General features: G+C 54.2%; 16 protein-coding genes and 1 riboswitch. Of the genes, 7 read left to right on the top strand and 9 right to left on the bottom strand.

Translation table 11 applies throughout. The features are described 5' to 3' along the window. Positions 1-32: 32 nt before the first annotated feature. Positions 33-1,463, top strand: coding sequence for a bifunctional D-glycero-beta-D-manno-heptose-7-phosphate kinase/D-glycero-beta-D-manno-heptose 1-phosphate adenylyltransferase HldE (gene hldE / locus ACQG0S_RS18915; RefSeq protein WP_015571898.1), 1,431 nt, complete (start codon positions 33-35; stop codon positions 1,461-1,463). Between the two features lie 114 nt (positions 1,464-1,577). On the opposite strand, the gene ubiK is transcribed toward hldE, so the two are convergent. Next, positions 1,578-1,874 carry a ubiquinone biosynthesis accessory factor UbiK gene (gene ubiK / locus ACQG0S_RS18910; RefSeq protein WP_000566823.1) on the bottom strand — a complete coding sequence of 99 codons (297 nt, stop codon included), beginning with the start codon at positions 1,872-1,874 and terminating at the stop codon, positions 1,578-1,580. A gap of 120 nt (positions 1,875-1,994) precedes the next feature. After that, positions 1,995-2,145, top strand: a riboswitch (FMN riboswitch). Between the two features lie 105 nt (positions 2,146-2,250). On the opposite strand from ubiK, the gene ribB reads away from it, so the two are divergent. Next, entirely contained in the window at positions 2,251-2,904 is a 654-nt protein-coding gene (ribB, locus tag ACQG0S_RS18905) for a 3,4-dihydroxy-2-butanone-4-phosphate synthase (protein ID WP_003862538.1), read from the top strand. Positions 2,905-2,948: 44 nt separating this feature from the next. Here the strand turns inward: ribB and ACQG0S_RS18900 are convergent, their stop codons facing one another. The 5 genes from ACQG0S_RS18900 to zupT form a co-directional block, all read right to left on the bottom strand. Then, positions 2,949-4,010, bottom strand: a complete 1,062-nt coding sequence (locus ACQG0S_RS18900) for a type 1 fimbrial protein (RefSeq protein ID WP_048965607.1) — start codon at positions 4,008-4,010, stop codon at positions 2,949-2,951. Next, on the bottom strand, positions 3,994-4,755 hold the full coding sequence (locus ACQG0S_RS18895; RefSeq protein ID WP_023298622.1) for a fimbrial biogenesis chaperone: 762 nt from the start codon (positions 4,753-4,755) through the stop codon (positions 3,994-3,996). Before ACQG0S_RS18895 ends, ACQG0S_RS18900 begins: the two co-directional genes overlap by 17 nt. Before the next feature lie 9 nt (positions 4,756-4,764). Next, complete coding sequence (locus ACQG0S_RS18890; protein ID WP_048966404.1) at positions 4,765-7,209, bottom strand: fimbria/pilus outer membrane usher protein; 2,445 nt, start codon at positions 7,207-7,209, stop codon at positions 4,765-4,767. 76 nt (positions 7,210-7,285) lie between these two features. Then, positions 7,286-7,846 carry a fimbrial protein gene (locus tag ACQG0S_RS18885; RefSeq protein WP_022649431.1) on the bottom strand — a complete coding sequence of 187 codons (561 nt, stop codon included), beginning with the start codon at positions 7,844-7,846 and terminating at the stop codon, positions 7,286-7,288. 266 nt (positions 7,847-8,112) lie between these two features. After that, the gene (gene zupT, locus ACQG0S_RS18880) at positions 8,113-8,886 is read right to left on the bottom strand and encodes a zinc transporter ZupT (protein ID WP_022649430.1); all 774 of its coding nucleotides are present in this window, start codon (positions 8,884-8,886) and stop codon (positions 8,113-8,115) included. Between the two features lie 130 nt (positions 8,887-9,016). On the opposite strand from zupT, the gene ygiD reads away from it, so the two are divergent. Beyond that, positions 9,017-9,805 (top strand): 4,5-DOPA dioxygenase extradiol, encoded by a 789-nt coding sequence (ygiD, locus tag ACQG0S_RS18875; protein ID WP_048966406.1) that lies wholly within the window; start codon positions 9,017-9,019, stop codon positions 9,803-9,805. A gap of 81 nt (positions 9,806-9,886) precedes the next feature. Here ygiD and ACQG0S_RS18870 read toward each other — a convergent pair whose 3' ends face one another. The 3 genes from ACQG0S_RS18870 to tolC form a co-directional block, all read right to left on the bottom strand. Beyond that, entirely contained in the window at positions 9,887-11,047 is a 1,161-nt protein-coding gene (locus tag ACQG0S_RS18870; protein WP_022649428.1) for a glutathionylspermidine synthase family protein, read from the bottom strand. 2 nt (positions 11,048-11,049) lie between these two features. Next, positions 11,050-11,715, bottom strand: coding sequence for a DUF1190 family protein (locus ACQG0S_RS18865; RefSeq protein ID WP_006811983.1), 666 nt, complete (start codon positions 11,713-11,715; stop codon positions 11,050-11,052). Between the two features lie 190 nt (positions 11,716-11,905). Continuing rightward, positions 11,906-13,384, bottom strand: coding sequence for an outer membrane channel protein TolC (gene tolC, locus ACQG0S_RS18860; RefSeq protein WP_022649426.1), 1,479 nt, complete (start codon positions 13,382-13,384; stop codon positions 11,906-11,908). A gap of 203 nt (positions 13,385-13,587) precedes the next feature. Between tolC and nudF the strand changes: the two genes are divergently transcribed. Genes nudF through yqiA form a run of 4 tightly spaced genes read left to right on the top strand, consistent with a single transcriptional unit; the run spans position 13,588 to position 16,075 of the window. Next, entirely contained in the window at positions 13,588-14,220 is a 633-nt protein-coding gene (gene nudF / locus ACQG0S_RS18855; RefSeq protein ID WP_022649425.1) for an ADP-ribose diphosphatase, read from the top strand. Beyond that, positions 14,217-14,639, top strand: coding sequence for a DUF1249 family protein (locus ACQG0S_RS18850; RefSeq protein ID WP_003862516.1), 423 nt, complete (start codon positions 14,217-14,219; stop codon positions 14,637-14,639). Before nudF ends, ACQG0S_RS18850 begins: the two co-directional genes overlap by 4 nt. 27 nt (positions 14,640-14,666) lie before the next feature. Next, positions 14,667-15,494, top strand: a complete 828-nt coding sequence (gene cpdA, locus ACQG0S_RS18845; protein WP_022649424.1) for a 3',5'-cyclic-AMP phosphodiesterase — start codon at positions 14,667-14,669, stop codon at positions 15,492-15,494. After that, entirely contained in the window at positions 15,494-16,075 is a 582-nt protein-coding gene (gene yqiA, locus ACQG0S_RS18840) for an esterase YqiA (protein WP_022649423.1), read from the top strand. The genes cpdA and yqiA overlap by 1 nt, the downstream gene beginning before the upstream one ends. Positions 16,076-16,099 lie beyond the last annotated feature (24 nt).

The following is a 16,099-nucleotide window of genomic DNA, read 5'->3' as shown; positions in this document are numbered from 1 at the left end:
CGCGCAAATTGTGAATCTTTCTGGAGTCAGGAATGAAAGTAACACTGCCAGAGTTTGAACGTGCTGGAGTTATGGTTGTCGGGGATGTGATGCTGGATCGCTACTGGTATGGGCCGACCAGCCGTATCTCTCCGGAAGCGCCGGTGCCGGTAGTTAAGGTCGACACCATTGAAGAACGTCCAGGCGGCGCGGCAAACGTGGCGATGAACATAGCCTCGCTGGGCGCGCATTCGCGTCTGGTGGGCCTGACCGGCATTGACGATGCGGCGCGTGCGCTGAGCCAGTCGCTGGCGGACGTGAACGTGAAGTGCGACTTCGTTTCTGTTCCGACCCACCCAACCATCACCAAGCTGCGCGTGCTGTCGCGTAACCAGCAGCTGATCCGCCTCGACTTTGAGGAAGGGTTCGAAGGCGTTGATCCTGAGCCGCTGCACGAGCGCATTAGCCAGGCGCTGGGCAATATCGGCGCGCTGGTGCTGTCTGATTATGCCAAAGGTGCGCTGGCGAGCGTGCAGACCATGATCCAGCTGGCGCGCAAAGCCAGCGTTCCGGTGCTGATCGACCCGAAAGGCACCGATTTTGAGCGCTATCGCGGCGCAACCCTCCTGACGCCCAACCTCTCTGAGTTTGAAGCGGTGGCGGGCAAGTGCAAAACTGAAGAAGAGCTGGTTGAGCGCGGCATGAAAATCATCGCTGATTTCGAGCTGTCTGCGCTGCTGGTGACCCGTTCCGAGCAGGGCATGACGCTGCTGCAACCGGGCAAGGCGCCGCTGCATATGCCAACCCAGGCGCAGGAAGTGTACGACGTGACCGGTGCCGGTGATACGGTGATCGGCGTGCTGGCAGCGACGCTGGCGGCGGGCAACTCCCTGGAAGAAGCGTGCTACTTCGCGAACGCCGCGGCGGGCGTGGTCGTCGGTAAACTCGGGACCTCCACCGTTTCGCCAATCGAGCTGGAAAATGCGGTGCGTGGGCGTGCGGATACCGGCTTTGGCGTCATGACCGAAGACGAGCTGAAAGTGGCCGTTGCCGCCGCGCGCAAACGCGGTGAAAAAGTGGTGATGACGAACGGCGTGTTCGACATCCTGCATGCGGGTCATGTCTCGTATCTGGCGAATGCGCGCAAGCTGGGCGACCGCCTGATTGTGGCGGTCAACAGCGATGCCTCAACCAAACGTCTGAAGGGTGAAACGCGTCCGGTGAACCCGCTGGAGCAGCGCATGATAGTGCTCGGCGCGCTGGAAGCGGTGGACTGGGTGGTCTCATTTGAAGAAGACACCCCGCAGCGCCTGATTGCCGGAATTCTGCCTGACCTGCTGGTGAAGGGCGGTGATTACAAGCCAGAGCAAATCGCAGGTAGCGAAGAGGTCTGGGCGAATGGCGGTGAAGTGATGGTGCTCAACTTTGAGGACGGGTGTTCAACCACTAACATCATTAAGAAGATCCAGAAAGACAGTCAGTAAAAAACGGGCCAGTTGGCCCGTTTTTTTATGTCGGGTGGCGGCTGCGCCTTACCCGACCTACGCGTTCATGTAGGCCCGGTAAGGCTTAGCCGCCACCGGGCACAACAGACCGCACTATGCCTGGTCATCCACCGGTGGAATAGCTGGCGCTGGCTTCACCTCTTCCGGCGCATTGCGGCTCTCCAGCTCGCTCAGACGCTGTTCCAGCAGCGCCAGCTTCTCGCGGGTGCGCAGCAGCACCTGCGTCTGCACGTCAAACTCTTCGCGGCTGACTAAATCAAGGCGAACCAACTGTGCCTGCAACGTCTGGCGAATTTTCTTCTCAACGTCATCACCAAACTCACGAATACCTTTCGGCATGGACTCATGAACCTGACGCGCGATCTGCTCAATTTTCTTTGGGTCAATCATTGTCGTTTCCCTTGATGAAAAGGTGTTAGTGCCTATTGTAGCGCGTCATGCCGCGGGTTAAACAAAATTGTTTGAAGCTTATGCATTGCCCAGGGTAATCAATAGCGTTATAGTTATCTCGCTTATTCTCAGGGCGGGGCGAAATTCCCCACCGGCGGTAAATCAGCTTAACGCTGAAAGCCCGCGAGCGCTTTGGGTGAATTCTCAAAGGTCAGCAGATCCGGTGTAATTCCGGGGCCGACGGTTAGAGTCCGGATGGGAGAGAGTAACGATCCAGTCGGGCAAGGCCCGCTCACGTTATTTTTTTGCCGCTTGTACGGCGCTCCTAAGACTGCCCTGATTCTGGTAACCATAAAGTTAATGAGGTTTTTTTACCATGAATCAGACGCTACTTTCCTCTTTTGGCACTTCAACTCAACGTGTTGAACATGCACTGGATGCACTGCGCGAAGGCCGCGGTGTGATGGTGCTTGACGATGAAAACCGTGAAAACGAAGGCGACATGATTTTTGCCGCCGAGAACATGACCGTTGAGCAGATGGCGCTGACCATCCGTCACGGTAGCGGCATCGTATGCCTGTGCATCACCGAAGACCGTCGCCAGCAGCTTGATCTGCCGATGATGGTTGAAAACAACACCAGCGCCTTTGGTACCGGCTTCACCGTGACCATTGAAGCGGCACATGGCGTCACCACCGGGGTGTCGGCGGCTGACCGCCTGACTACCGTGCGTGCAGCGATTGCTGATGGTGCAAAACCCTCCGATCTGCACCGCCCTGGTCATGTCTTCCCGCTGCGCGCGCAGCCGGGCGGCGTGCTGACCCGTGGTGGTCATACCGAAGCGACCATCGATCTGGTGACGCTGGCTGGCTTCAAACCCGCAGGCGTGCTGTGCGAACTGACCAACGATGATGGCACCATGGCGCGCGCGCCGGAGTGCATCACCTTTGCGCGTCTGCACAATATGCCAGTGGTGACGATTGAAGACCTGGTTGAATACCGCCGGGCGCATGAGCGTAAAGCCAGCTGAACATGCTGATGTGAAAAAGCCGGGGAAACCCGGCTTTTTTGTTTCTAGTGGTAGTTAATTTTGAACAGTACCACGGTTTCAAACGGCCCGGACTGAATCGCTTTTCCTTCATCCCGCGAAAGTTCAGCCGTGTAGTTTTGCTCAAGATTCATCATATCGCCCGTAAAATCGGCGTATTCCTTGTACTGGTTGAATGTGTAAGGCTCCGTTCCGTTAAGAATACGCAGCTTTAACCCATTCCCTATTAGTACCGCGGTGTCGTCTGCGCTGAGCGTTTCGGTTGTGTAAAATGACGAGTCCATCTTAAATCCGTCCGAGCACTGGGCATCCTGCACTTTGGTGGTTCGTATTGAAAACATGCGAATACGCTTCTGCTGATTCACAATGTCGCGCGCACTGAAGGTGCCGAAGTCGATCTCCTGATTCTCAGGGTAAATGCTAAACGTCGCCCCGCAATCAAGTACCGTAATGTTTTGCAGCCCGTTGATGTGATACTTCAGGTTCTTCGCGTCGGCCATCTGATTAACGCCACCCTTACCGTCAAATTGCACAACGATGTAATCGCTGAGCGAACTGACATAGCCATGCGGCGGCACAGCCTTTATTCTCACGAAAAGTCGTAATCGGGCGACGAACGTGCGCGAAATATGGATATCATCCGGATTACCAGAGCAAATGCGATTCTCCCACCCCATCTGGCGGATTTGAGCAGGGGTGTAAATAGTGATGTTATTGTTGTCCAGACACTGGCGGGTATCCACGCCGTTGGGCTGACCTGTAGCATCGTAATCTATACCTTCATAGGTGACGCCCAGCTCATAATAGGGATCGGTTGCGGCAGGATAAGGATTTACCCAGGCAAAGACATCTTCCGGCTTAAAATTGCTCGAGACGTTGTTATCACACGTCACCGGAATCTTAATGTCATCAGACTCCCATATTTTTTGGCCAATTTGGGCGTTGCTGGGTATGGCAAAGGGGGAGATCGTTTTTGTCTCCTCGACGGAACCGCCAGAGCCACCCAGATAACAGTTAAGCGCCATCGCATCTTCCAAAGGCAGCGCTGAAAGCAGCAATGTAAGCAGGACACTAGCGAGCTTTCGCATCTTTATCGATTTTCCGTTCGGTAAGTTTACATTGCGCCGTTCCGGTGCACTGCACGTCGACTTTTTTCAGGGCACCGTAATCGTCGATATAGCCGATGCTGTAATAACTACCGTGGTAATCGCCGGTAGACGCGGTTGCCGTGGCGAAAGGCGCAATCATCAGACTGTCAAAACCCGGCAGCATGGTTTTAGCATTTTTGCTCAGCCACGCCAGCGTGATGTAGTACGGCGTAGGGTTGTGGACCGTGAGCCCATTCGCGTTGGCGGAAATTTCCATTCGCATTTCAGTCAGTTCGCCGGATTTTTTGCTAATCGCTTCTGGACGCCAGAACAGCTTAATTCGGCTCTGCATTGCTACCTGCATCACGCTGCGCTCCTCGCTGGCGCTGGTGTTTTTTGGCGGTACTTCACGCAGGTTGAAATAAAACAGCGATTCCCTGTCTCCTGGCAGCTGGCGAGTAGCGGCTTGTTTAACAATCCTTATCTGCGACGAGGTGCCCGCTTCGATACGTTGAATGGGGGGAAGCGCCATAAAGTGCGTATCTTCTTTTTGTCCCTTTTCATCTTCAATCCAGGAGAGCGCCAGATAAGGCAGCACCTTGCTCTGATTGTCCACTTTCAGGCTGCTGGCCTTGTCGCTTTCTGGAAAAACAATGCGCGTGCGGTCCAGATTAATGGCTGCGTGGGTAGCAAATGCTGTGCTGGTTAGCATCAGGCACAGGCTTTTAAACGGCGTTAATTTCATGATGATTTCTTACTGACACGGCAGTATCAACTGCATACTGTTTTCTAAGTGAGAAGGTAACGAGAAGCGACACTGTTGGTTGTCGCCCCATGTCACGCGAAACTGCTGTTCTGGCTCAACGGCGGCCAGCCAGACGCGGCCTTCATCGGCCACCATCCCAACCTGCAAATTGCTTGCTTCCAGGCGAACAATCGCCCCGAGAGGTGGCGCTCCTGATGACATTCGCAGAACGCCTGTCACGTCCTTACCTGCGCGCGTGGCAATCTGACGATAACCAATGGCTCCCTCAGTCCAGGTTGAGGTCACGACGCGGTTGTCTACGTCCACGCCATCAGGGAGGTTGTTCAGATTGACCTGCACGCTGGAGGGAGAATAGCTGGAGAATGATGGTAAAACGCCGATGCCAAAACGGTTGGTCTCATCTCGCGACATGTTCAGCGGGATATTGCCTACCCCGTCGGTGCTGACCATCACACGAGGTTCATTACCGTAGCTGCGCCGGTGCAGCGCGGCGCCTTTCGCCGTTGAGGTGAAGGAACCACTCCAGCTCGCGCTGAGGGAGTTATATTCGTCAGCTTTATAGCTGCCTGAGAGATTGAGATCGCCGTACGTAGAATAATGCTGATAATTCCCGCTGACCTGCGCGCCGGAATCTGGCTTTCCGCTCTCCGCGCCTGCGGAAACGCCCCAGGTATTATTGCGATCCGACGTGTCATACCACGACACGTTATGACTCAGCGTGTCGCTGTTACGCAGGTCATAGTTAAGACGATGATCGGGATCGAGCGGTACGCTGAGCGAGAGATAGAACTGAGTATCGTCACTTTCGTCTTCCTCATCGTAATGCGTTTTACTCCAGGACAGGGTTACGCCGAGGTTCTTCCAGCGGCCCATATCAAAGTTGTAGCCCGCCGTGATGCTGCCGGTCGTGGAAGGTGAATCATTCCACCATGTCTGACGCAGCATGTTGACGTACAGGTTCAGGGATAACGCCGAAATGTACTGGCTTGCCGTCACGCTCAGGGTTTGTTTCTCCGACTGGCGGTCACCGTCGTCATAATCAAGGTAGCGGGCGTAGCTCAAAAACTGGGGGTCTGAGTAGCGGTAGCTGGCAAGCGTAAGCTGACTGCCGGTGGTATCGAAACGCTTGCTGTAGTTAATGCGATAGCTGTAACCCGTCTGACTGCGCTGGTGTGGCAGCTGGCTGGTGGCCTGCGTGACGTCAAAAGAGAGCGCCCCCAGCCAGGCCATATTCTGGCCGATCCCGGCAGCGACGGAACGATAACCGTCGCCATCGGTCAGCGTGCCGCCATACAGGGAGGTGTGTGACAGCACGCCCCAGGAAAATTCGCCGCTCATGAAGGCGTTATCTTCGACGTCATGGGAGGCACCCTGGCGCGCTTTACCCGCCGCGAACTTGTAGCGAACCTGACCCTTGCGCGTTAAAAACGGCACGGACTCGGCAGAGACCTGGAAGGTGCTGACGCGGCCGTCCTCTTCCGTGACTTTGACGTCCAGCGTGCCCTGAACCGACTGGTTAAGATCCTGAATAACAAACGGGCCTGGTGGCACTTTACTTTGGTAAATCACGCGATCGGCAAGGCTTACGGTCACCGTGGCGTTGGTTTGCGCTATCCCGGTAATCTGCGGGGCATAGCCGCGCAGCGACCATGGCAGCATACGTTCTTCGCTGATAAGCGATGCGCCGGTATAGGTAAAGGCGTCAAAAATTGCGGACTGGAAATCCGTTTCACCCAGCGTCAGTTTCGCTCCGATTGAGGGCAGAGGGCGGAACATATAAACGCGTGAAAAACGGCCATCCTGCTCTGAGCCTGCTTCAGTATCGCTTCGCGTGTACTGGTAATCGCTTCGCAGGCGCCACGCGCCCATGTTCGCACCGACGGTGCCATAGGTATTGGCGTTGTTATTGCTGCTGCCGCTATTGGGCTGATAATGGCTGGCAAAAAGATTGTAATCCAGCAGTACGCCCGGCACGCCGTTGTCCCAGGTGGATGGCGGCATCCAGTCCACCGCACGGTATTGCAGCCATGCCTGGGGGATCGTCACATTCAGGGATTGGCTATCTTGCTCAAACGTAAATCTGATGTCTGGTCTGGCGGCGAAATCAACGCATCCCTCTTTTTCTGGCAAAGCGTGACGAACCTCATCCTGTAACGCAAATGTATCGGCCAGTTCGGGAGGAATACACACTTGAACTGCATTATTTATTTCTCTCCAGCGAAGGAGCCAGCCATTTGCCAGCGGAATATCATTAACTGAAACCGTAACGAAATAGCTTCCCGGCGTAACCGATATTTGATCTTTAAAACGTGATAAATCGACGCTGCCGCGCTGATCTTTATCGATGGCGTTTATATTAAATTCAGTGGCAGAGGTAAGTCTCGTCATTAACAGGGATGCAATGATGATTATCCATTGTAATTTGTATGTCATCATCCTGTTACTCGAATATATAAAGGATGCCGACCGGCATGAATTACCAGTCGGCTAATACTGTTACGTAACAGAATTATTTGTACAACAGGACGTAGTTAGCCGTGGCTTCAACCTGGCCTGCCGTCGCAGTTTTACCCGTGGGGACTTCCATAACCGCTTTGAAATGCAGCGTCTGGGTGGTTGATCCTGCCAGCAACTCAACCTCGTTGGATTCTCCCAGCGTGATAGCAGCCTCCGCATTATCCAGCAGACGTACACCCACGTTCTGCGCACCACTTGCATAGGTGTTACTCATCAGGCTGGTGTCTGTCGCGTCTGTCGCTGCGCTGGTGAAGGTGACATCCACTTTGGTAATTGGCGTGTCGGTTTCGTCTGCCGGATCGTCAAGCTGGCAGTTTTCCAGATTAATATCGACCGGAACCGGCGTGGATTTTTTGTTGGCGTTGATAACGGCCGTAGTCACTTCACCCAGATCGACTTCTTTATCAACGCTGTCTGGTGCGATGCTGCACGGTGCGTCAATAACAACACCTTTGAATTTGATTTTGCCAGAGCCTTGATCTTCAGCAAAAGCAGAACCCGACACAATGCCAGCCATAGCCGCTGCTAACAGTAATTTCTTACCCATATACATGGAAATATCCTTTTTCAGAGTGATTCATAATGTGAATATTAATTTCAGAATACTTGCAAAGTATACGGATTGGGGTGGGAATACGCGATTAACGTGACTTAAATATATTTGTAGGTGCTTTTAATTAATATTTTCAGGCTATCTTAAGAGCCGCCTTTTTTTGAAATTCTAATGGGTTTATATTTGGTGAGTTATTATAGGATAAATATATAGGATTGTTATTTTGAATAGTATAATGCCTCCGTATGAAACGGAGGCATTAATTCTTAACCAATACCTGCCGTTTGTAGCAGAACCAGACTCATCCCCATCACTGACATTCCACACAGCACGCCGTAGCTTGGGTTATTGTTGGGATCGATCTCTTTTGCCAGCGGCATCAGCTCATCGACAGAGAGCGCGACCATAATCCCGGCCACGGCAGCCATAATTGCAGCCATTACAACCGGGGATACGAGGCTACCGAGGATCAGCCACGCCAGCACGCCGCCGAGAATTTCAGCCATCCCGGAGATACCCGCCCAAAAGACAGCTGTACGTTTTGAACCCGTGGCGGCATAAACGGGCCCGGCAACGGCAAGTCCTTCAGGAATATTGTGCAAAGCAACGGCCAGCGCGACACCAAAACCCATTTCCAGGTTGCTGCTGGCCGTGACATAGGTGGCGATACCTTCCGGAAAGTTATGCAGGCTGATACCCAGCGTCAGCAGAATGGCCGTGCGTTTGATATTGCCAGGGATGGGGGCAACGCTTTTTTGCATTAGATCCTGCGGGTGCGCGTGAGGAAGGATACGGTCGAGTGCAAAATAACCCAGCAGGCCAATGATAAACATGCCATAGCCCAGAACAGGCGACATCCCTTCGGCGTGAAGCGCGGCGGGCAGCATCTCCATCAGCGAGATAAGCAGCATAATCCCGGCGGCGAAACCCAGCGAGAAGGCCAGCAGGCGATTAGAGGGTTTTTGACCGAGTACCCCAAGGAACGCACCGATAAAGGTCGCGGCGCCCGCAAGTAAGGTCAAAATCAAAGGTACTGACATGCATTCTCCTTAAGCGATATCTGGCATTCAAATTTCCTGATGATGATCTTCACGGTTATCTACGTTCATCTTCACCTGAATGCGCGTAATGTAGGCCCATCACTTTGTCACTTCCTCTAAGGATATCACCATGTCTCCTTCTCGTATGCCAGCACTGTTTTTAGGCCATGGCAGCCCCATGAACGTTCTGGAAGATAACGTCTATACCCGCGCCTGGCGTCAGCTGGGTAAGACGTTACCGCGTCCGAAGGCAATTGTGGTGGTCTCTGCGCACTGGTTTACCCGGGGTACCGGCGTGACGGCCATGGAAGCGCCAAAAACGATCCATGATTTTGGCGGTTTTCCGCAGGCGCTGTACGATACGCATTATCCGGCCCCCGGTTCGCCTGAGCTGGCGCAGCGGCTGGTTGATCTGCTCGCCCCTGTTCCGGTTGCGCTGGACAAAGAAGCCTGGGGCTTTGACCATGGCTCATGGGGCGTGCTGATTAAGATGTATCCTGATGCGGATATCCCGATGGTGCAACTGAGTATCGACAGCACCAAACCGGCTGCCTGGCACATGGAGATGGGGCGTAAGCTGGCTTCGCTTCGTGATGAGGACATCATGCTGATTGCCAGTGGCAACGTGGTGCATAACCTGCGTACGGTACGCTGGCACGGTGAAAATACGCCGTACCCCTGGGCAGCGGCCTTTAATGACTATGTAAAAGACAACCTGACCTGGCAAGGGCTGGTCGAACGGCACCCTTTGGTGAACTATCTGGATCACGACGGCGGTTCGCTCTCTAACCCGACGCCGGAACACTTCTTGCCATTGCTGTATGTATTAGGCGCATGGGACGGTCAGGAGGTTATTACAACACCGGTCGACGGTATTGAGATGGGGAGCTTGAGTATGCTGTCGGTGCAGGTGGGGTAAAACATGCCCGGTGGCGCTGCGCTTACCGGGCCTACGCTCGACATGTAGGCCGGGTAAGGCGAAGCCGCCACCCGGCAAGTCTTATTCAATAAAAATATGCGGGTAGAAACGCGACAGATCCTGCGTAATCAGCGCGCGATCTTCGCGAATACCAATCCCGGCAGGCTGATCGTTAATAAGCCAGCTGCCGATCAGCGTATAGCTGTCGCCAAACTTCGGCAGTTGATAAAACGCCTGGACGATCATCCCTTCCTCACCGTACGGCCCTTCAACCGCTTCCAGCGTTTTACCGTTTTCGATAATCGAGACGTTCGCGCCTTCACGGGAGAAGATTGGCTTAACGACGTATTTCTCCATCGGCGGGAAATCATCTTCGGCAAAGTAAGCAGGCAGCAGGTTCGGGTGGTTCGGGAACATCTCCCACAGCATTGGCAGCAGGGCTTTATTGGAGATAATGCTCTTCCAGGCTGGTTCCAGCCAGCGCACACCGGCGTCTTCCAGCTTGGTAGAAAACATTTCGCGCAGCATGTATTCCCACGGGTAGAGCTTGAACAGGTTGCTGATCACCTGATCCTGCGTGTCCGTAAACTGACCTTTTTCACCTAAACCGATCTCTTCGATATAGAGGAATTCCGTCGCCACTTCCGCTTCGGCTGCGCAGTCCTGCAAATACTGAACCGTACCGCGATCTTCTTCGGTATCGCGACAGCAGGCGAGGTGCAACAGGTTGAAACCGTGCTGTTCACGCAGTTCGGCGAAACGCTCAATCAGTTTTTCCTGAAGGCTGTTGAACTGGTCGCTGCCTTCCGGCAAGTTTCCGGCATTCGCCTGATCTTCCAGCCAGATCCACTGGAAGAACGCGGCTTCGTACAGGGAGGTTGGCGTATCTGCGTTGTTTTCTAAAAGCTTCGGTTCACCCACGCCATCCCATGCCAAATCGAGGCGAGAGTAGAGCGAAGGCTGGTTCGTTTTCCAGGACTGACGAACAAAGCTCCAGGTGTGCTTCGGAATGCGGAATTTGGTCATCAGCTCATCGCTGTCGATGACTTTCTCTACCACCTTCAGGCACATCTGGTGCAGTTCTGCGGTCACCTCTTCAAGCTTTTCGACCTGCGCGAGCGTGAGCTTATAGTAAGCGTCTTCACACCAGTACGGCTCGCCGTACATGGTGTGAAAGTTGAAACCGTATTCGGTGGCTTTTTCGCGCCAGTCCGGGCGCTCGACAATACTGACTCGTTCCATGATCAGCCGCCCATTGAGCGAGTCGAAGAGCCGGTCGCACTACGCTGCATGGTGGTTTGTTTCGCCACAGACTCACCGAAGCCGCCACGGGTAATGGTGCTGGTAGTGGCTGGTTTCGGTGCCATCGCGGTTTTCGGTACGGTCATCGTACGGCCAGGCGTTGCCGCACCGTAACCCTTGCCGGTGGCATCGGTGTATTTACCGTACGCCGGGCTGTTTGGGTTTTTAGAACTAAACAGCGGTTGCTGCTGGTAGCCCGCGCCGCCGCTCATCAGACGGCCCATCATATAACCCGCCATCAGAGGCATCCAGAAGCTACCGCTGGACTGTGCCTGCGCCTGGTTTTCCGGCGCCATACCTGCCTGAGCAGGAGCCTGCTGGCACTGGCCTTCGCCGAATTCGGCTACACAGTCTTCGCGTGAGGCATATTTCGGCGCGGTACGTTCTGCCTCTTTCAGGGCGTTGTTATAGGCCGTCGTACACTCGGCGGCTTTACCGGTTGCGCTCGCACAATCGTCAGCGTTTTGATAGAGCGACACCGTTTCGTCGCTTTGCTCACAGCCTGCCAGCATAAAGACGGCGGTGACCGCCAGCGCGACAGGTGTCAGGTGGCGTGCGTTCCAGCTTTTGCGGAACGACGCGTGATTCATCGTTTTTGTCCGTTTCATATTTGTCTTCCAGGACCCAGGGGTATTAACGCTCAGGATAGAGGATGAGTGGTTGAAAATGAAGCGAAGAGGGGCGAAATCCGGGGGATCTTTACGTTGGCTTACGTTCGGGGGGGATTAATGTGCTCCCTCTCCCTGTGGGAGAGGGCTGGGGTGAGGGCATCAGGCCGCACTGGGCCTGATGACACACTTAGTTGCGGAACGGATTCGTGCCGCTGCTGGCAGGTGAGGTGCTGCGTGCTGCCGCTGGCTGTGCAACCGGTGCGCTGCCGTTAGCGTTGAAGTTATCAACCGCGGCATCCTGCTCTGGATTTTCCGGCGCCACGCTGTCAGGCGACGTGGATACCGGTTTACCCAGCGTACTGTTCAGCATTTGCAGATCCTGCTCGTTCAGCGTACCCAGCGCCTGCTTGATGTTCAGCTGGTTAATCAGGTACTGGTAACGTGCGCTGGAAAGCTGCTGTTTCGCGTTATACAGCGTGGTCGTTGCGTCTAACACGTCAACGATGGTACGCGTACCGACGGAGTAGCCTGCTTCCATCGCGTCCAGAGAGCTTTGCGCAGAGACAACGGCCTGTTTGTAGGCGTTGATGCTACTGATAGAGGCATTGACGTTGTTAAAGGAAGAACGCACGGTCTGCACCACGTTGCGGTGCGCGCTTTCCAGCTGCTCGCTTGCACCCACAAAGTTGTATTGCGCCTGTTTCACCTGAGAGTTAACCATCCCGCCCTGGTACAGCGGCAGAGAGAAACTAAGGCCCACTTTGTTCTGGCCAACGTTGCTGTCGTCATAGGCCTGAGACGTCGTTTTAGACCCGCTGTAGCTGGTATCCGATACGCCGGTAGAGGCGCTCAGGCTCAGGGTTGGCAGGTGACCATCCTGTGCAAGGCGGATCTGCTCGCGTGCCAGATCCTGGCTCAGGCGCGCCTGCAATAAGGTCAGGTTACGGTTTTCCGCTTCTTTCAGCAGAGCATTAACCGCCTGCGGTTTGTCCGTTTTGAAACTGTCCACGTTCAGAGAGGCCAGCTCAGGATAGTAGTTACCGGTGACCTGACGCAGTGCTTCCAGTGCGTTGTCGAGGTTGTTACGTGCGGTCACTTCGTTAGCCAGTACGGTATCGTACTGTGAACGGGCGTTCTGCACGTCAGTGATCGCAACCAGACCAACATTAAAACGCTGGGTGGTTTGATCTAACTGACGGTAAATCGCCTGTTTCTGCGCTTCGGTATAGGAGAGAGCGTCAATCGCGCTCAGTACCTGGAAATAGGCGGTCGCGGTATTCAGGATCAGCGTTTGCTGATCGGTCTGATAGGTGACATCCTGAATGCCTGCGCTCTTTTCCTGCAAACTCAGTTCACGCCATTTGGACATGTCGAACAGGGTCTGTGTAAGCTGTAAAGAGGCGCTGGTGGCATTCGAGTCGATACCATTGTTATCGCGAAAACCGTTAGTGTAGGTATAATCTGCACCTAAGCCTAACTGCGGCAGCAGTGGACTACGTGCTTCGTTAATCTTTTCAAACGCAGCATCACGATCGGCCGCTGATTTACGTAAATCAGGGTTGCCCAGACGTGCCTGCTGGTAGACCTGTAACAGGTTCTCTGCCTGGCTCATTGCACTGAAGCCCGTCAGGCTCAGGCCGATAAGGATGGGGAGCAATTTCTTCATTTGCATTCCTTGTTGTGAAGCAGTATTAGCGCTGATCTAATTAAAAATAATTGCCGATTCTAACAGAATCATCCACACCAAAAGGTTGGCGTAACGTGCCATCTGGCGGTAATTTGCTCCAATCTACCATATAGCCATACAAACGGCAGCCAAACAGCCTTGAAATTCACAATTTCATCACCATTGCTACCAGGACTCGACCGATGCAAAAACCAGAAAACGTGCCTGTCACCTTCGCCAAAAACGATGTAGAAATTATTGCACGAGAAACGCTTTATAGCGGTTTTTTTTCAATGGAACTTTACCGTTTCAGGCATCGCCTGTTTAACGGTGAAATGAGCGGTGAAATCAAACGCGAAATTTTTGAGCGCGGGCATGCGGCAGTCTTGCTACCCTTTGACCCAGTGCGTGATGAAGTCGTGCTGGTCGAGCAGGTCCGTATTGCGGCGTATGATACCAGCGAAACGCCGTGGTTGCTGGAGATGGTGGCCGGGATGATCGAGGAAGGTGAGTCGGTCGAAGACGTCGCTCGCCGTGAGGCGCTGGAAGAGGCAGGCCTGGCGATCGGTCGGACGAAACCGGTGTTGAGCTACCTGGCAAGTCCGGGGGGAACAACGGAACGCTCATCTATTATGGTGGGCGAAGTGGACGCCACGACAGCGAAAGGGATCCACGGTCTGGCAGATGAAAACGAAGATATTCGGGTTCATGTGGTGAGTCGGGAGCAGGCTTACCAATGGGTAGAAGAGGGTTTAATCGACAACGCAGCGTCTGTCATCGCCTTGCAATGGCTGCAACTGCATCATCAGAATTTACGAAACGAGTGGAAAAAATGAAGCGCTATACACCTGACTTCCCAGAAATGATGCGCCTGTGCGAAACCAATTTCGCCCAGCTGCGCCGCCTGCTGCCGCGAAACGACGCGCCCGGCGAAACGGTAAGCTATCAGGTGAGCAACGCGCAGTATCGGTTAACGATAACAGAATCAACGCGCTACACTACGCTGGTGGAGATTGAGCAAACGGCGCCGAGCATCAGCTACTGGAGCCTGCCGTCAATGACGGTACGTCTTTATCATGATGCGATGGTCGCTGAAGTGTGTTCAAGCCAGCAGATCTTTCGCTTCAAAGCGCGGTATGATTATCCGAATAAAAAGTTGCATCAACGCGACGAAAAGCATCAAATTAACCAGTTTTTAGCCGACTGGCTAAGATATTGTTTAGCACATGGAGCAATGGCGATTCCGGTTTGTTAGCGTCATAAACCTACCTAAGGACACCATTTGGAAAGCCTGTTGAACCTGACTGTTGCTGGTGGGGCGCCAGTCAGGATATTACAAATCACCGACACCCACCTTTTTGCCGAAAAGCATGAGACGCTTCTGGGCGTGAACACCTGGGAGAGTTATCAGGCGGTTCTTGACGCGATCCATGCTGAAAAGCGGCCATGCGATCTGATCGTCGCGACAGGCGATCTGGCGCAGGATCAATCCTCCGCAGCCTATCAGCATTTCGCCGAAGGAATTGCGAGCTTTAGTGTGCCTTGCGTCTGGCTACCGGGCAATCACGATTTTCAGCCCGCCATGTACAGTTCGCTTCAGGAGGCGGGGATTTCGCCGGCAAAATGTGTCTTTACGGGGGACCAGTGGCAAATTCTGCTCCTCGACAGTCAGGTGTTTGGCGTTCCGCACGGTGAGTTGAGCGACTATCAGCTTGACTGGCTGGAGACAAAACTGGCCGCCGAACCGAATCGTAATACGCTGCTGTTACTGCATCATCATCCGCTGCCGGCGGGCTGTAGCTGGCTTGATCAGCACAGCTTACGCAACTCTGCGGCGCTGGATAGCGTGCTGGCGAAATTCCCGCGCGTGAAAAATTTGCTGTGTGGGCACATTCACCAGGAACAGGATCTCGACTGGAACGGTCGCCGCCTGCTCGCGACGCCGTCCACCTGCGTGCAGTTCAAGCCCCATTGCGCTAACTTCACGCTGGACACCATCGGACCGGGCTGGCGCTGGCTGGACCTGCATGCCGACGGCTCGCTGACCACCGAAGTGTGCCGTCTGGCTGGCGCGCAGTTCCGCCCGGATACCGCTTCAGAAGGTTATTGATGTCGACGCTCCTCTATCTGCACGGGTTCAACAGTTCTCCGCGTTCCGCAAAGGCGACGCAGTTTCGCCAGTGGCTGAGCGAACATCATCCGCACGTGGAGATGATTATTCCGCAGCTGCCCCCTTATCCGGCGGACGCGGCAGAAATGCTGGAATCGATTGTGCTTGAACACGGCGGCGAATCGTTTGGCGTTGTCGGCTCGTCCCTCGGCGGCTACTACGCCACCTGGCTGTCGCAATGCTTTATGGTGCCCGCTGTCGTCGTTAACCCGGCGGTCCGGCCATTTGAGCTGTTAAGGGACTTTCTTGGCGAAAACGAGAACCCCTACACCGGCCAACAATATGTGCTAGAGTCACGCCATATTTACGATCTCAAAGTTATGCAGGTCGACCCGCTTGAAGCGCCCGATCTTATCTGGCTGCTGCAACAGACGGGAGATGAAGTGCTGGATTACCGCCAGGCAGTGGCGTATTACGCATCCTGCCGCCAGACTGTAGAAGAGGGCGGAAACCATGCTTTCACGGGCTTTGAAGATCATTTCACCCAGATTGTCGATTTTCTTGGACTGCACAGCCACTGACAATCAATGCGAATTGCTAGCTTA

This window comes from Enterobacter cloacae complex sp. 418I7 (genome assembly GCF_050030705.1).
Lineage (GTDB): Bacteria > Pseudomonadota > Gammaproteobacteria > Enterobacterales > Enterobacteriaceae > Enterobacter > Enterobacter intestinihominis.
The sequence above is the reverse complement of the archived record's forward strand: the minus strand, read 5'-3'. Positions and strand labels throughout refer to the sequence as shown.

What these genes read in the sequence shown, in the direction of transcription:
- hldE (WP_015571898.1), top strand. Translation starts at nt 33, where the DNA reads ATGAAAGTAACACTGCCAGAGTTTGAACGTGCTGGAGTTATGGTTGTC.
- ubiK (WP_000566823.1), bottom strand. Translation starts at nt 1,874, where the DNA reads ATGATTGACCCAAAGAAAATTGAGCAGATCGCGCGTCAGGTTCATGAG.
- ribB (WP_003862538.1), top strand. Translation starts at nt 2,251, where the DNA reads ATGAATCAGACGCTACTTTCCTCTTTTGGCACTTCAACTCAACGTGTT.
- ACQG0S_RS18900 (WP_048965607.1), bottom strand. Translation starts at nt 4,010, where the DNA reads ATGCGAAAGCTCGCTAGTGTCCTGCTTACATTGCTGCTTTCAGCGCTG.
- ACQG0S_RS18895 (WP_023298622.1), bottom strand. Translation starts at nt 4,755, where the DNA reads ATGAAATTAACGCCGTTTAAAAGCCTGTGCCTGATGCTAACCAGCACA.
- ACQG0S_RS18890 (WP_048966404.1), bottom strand. Translation starts at nt 7,209, where the DNA reads ATGACATACAAATTACAATGGATAATCATCATTGCATCCCTGTTAATG.
- ACQG0S_RS18885 (WP_022649431.1), bottom strand. Translation starts at nt 7,846, where the DNA reads ATGTATATGGGTAAGAAATTACTGTTAGCAGCGGCTATGGCTGGCATT.
- zupT (WP_022649430.1), bottom strand. Translation starts at nt 8,886, where the DNA reads ATGTCAGTACCTTTGATTTTGACCTTACTTGCGGGCGCCGCGACCTTT.
- ygiD (WP_048966406.1), top strand. Translation starts at nt 9,017, where the DNA reads ATGTCTCCTTCTCGTATGCCAGCACTGTTTTTAGGCCATGGCAGCCCC.
- ACQG0S_RS18870 (WP_022649428.1), bottom strand. Translation starts at nt 11,047, where the DNA reads ATGGAACGAGTCAGTATTGTCGAGCGCCCGGACTGGCGCGAAAAAGCC.
- ACQG0S_RS18865 (WP_006811983.1), bottom strand. Translation starts at nt 11,715, where the DNA reads ATGAAACGGACAAAAACGATGAATCACGCGTCGTTCCGCAAAAGCTGG.
- tolC (WP_022649426.1), bottom strand. Translation starts at nt 13,384, where the DNA reads ATGAAGAAATTGCTCCCCATCCTTATCGGCCTGAGCCTGACGGGCTTC.
- nudF (WP_022649425.1), top strand. Translation starts at nt 13,588, where the DNA reads ATGCAAAAACCAGAAAACGTGCCTGTCACCTTCGCCAAAAACGATGTA.
- ACQG0S_RS18850 (WP_003862516.1), top strand. Translation starts at nt 14,217, where the DNA reads ATGAAGCGCTATACACCTGACTTCCCAGAAATGATGCGCCTGTGCGAA.
- yqiA (WP_022649423.1), top strand. Translation starts at nt 15,494, where the DNA reads ATGTCGACGCTCCTCTATCTGCACGGGTTCAACAGTTCTCCGCGTTCC.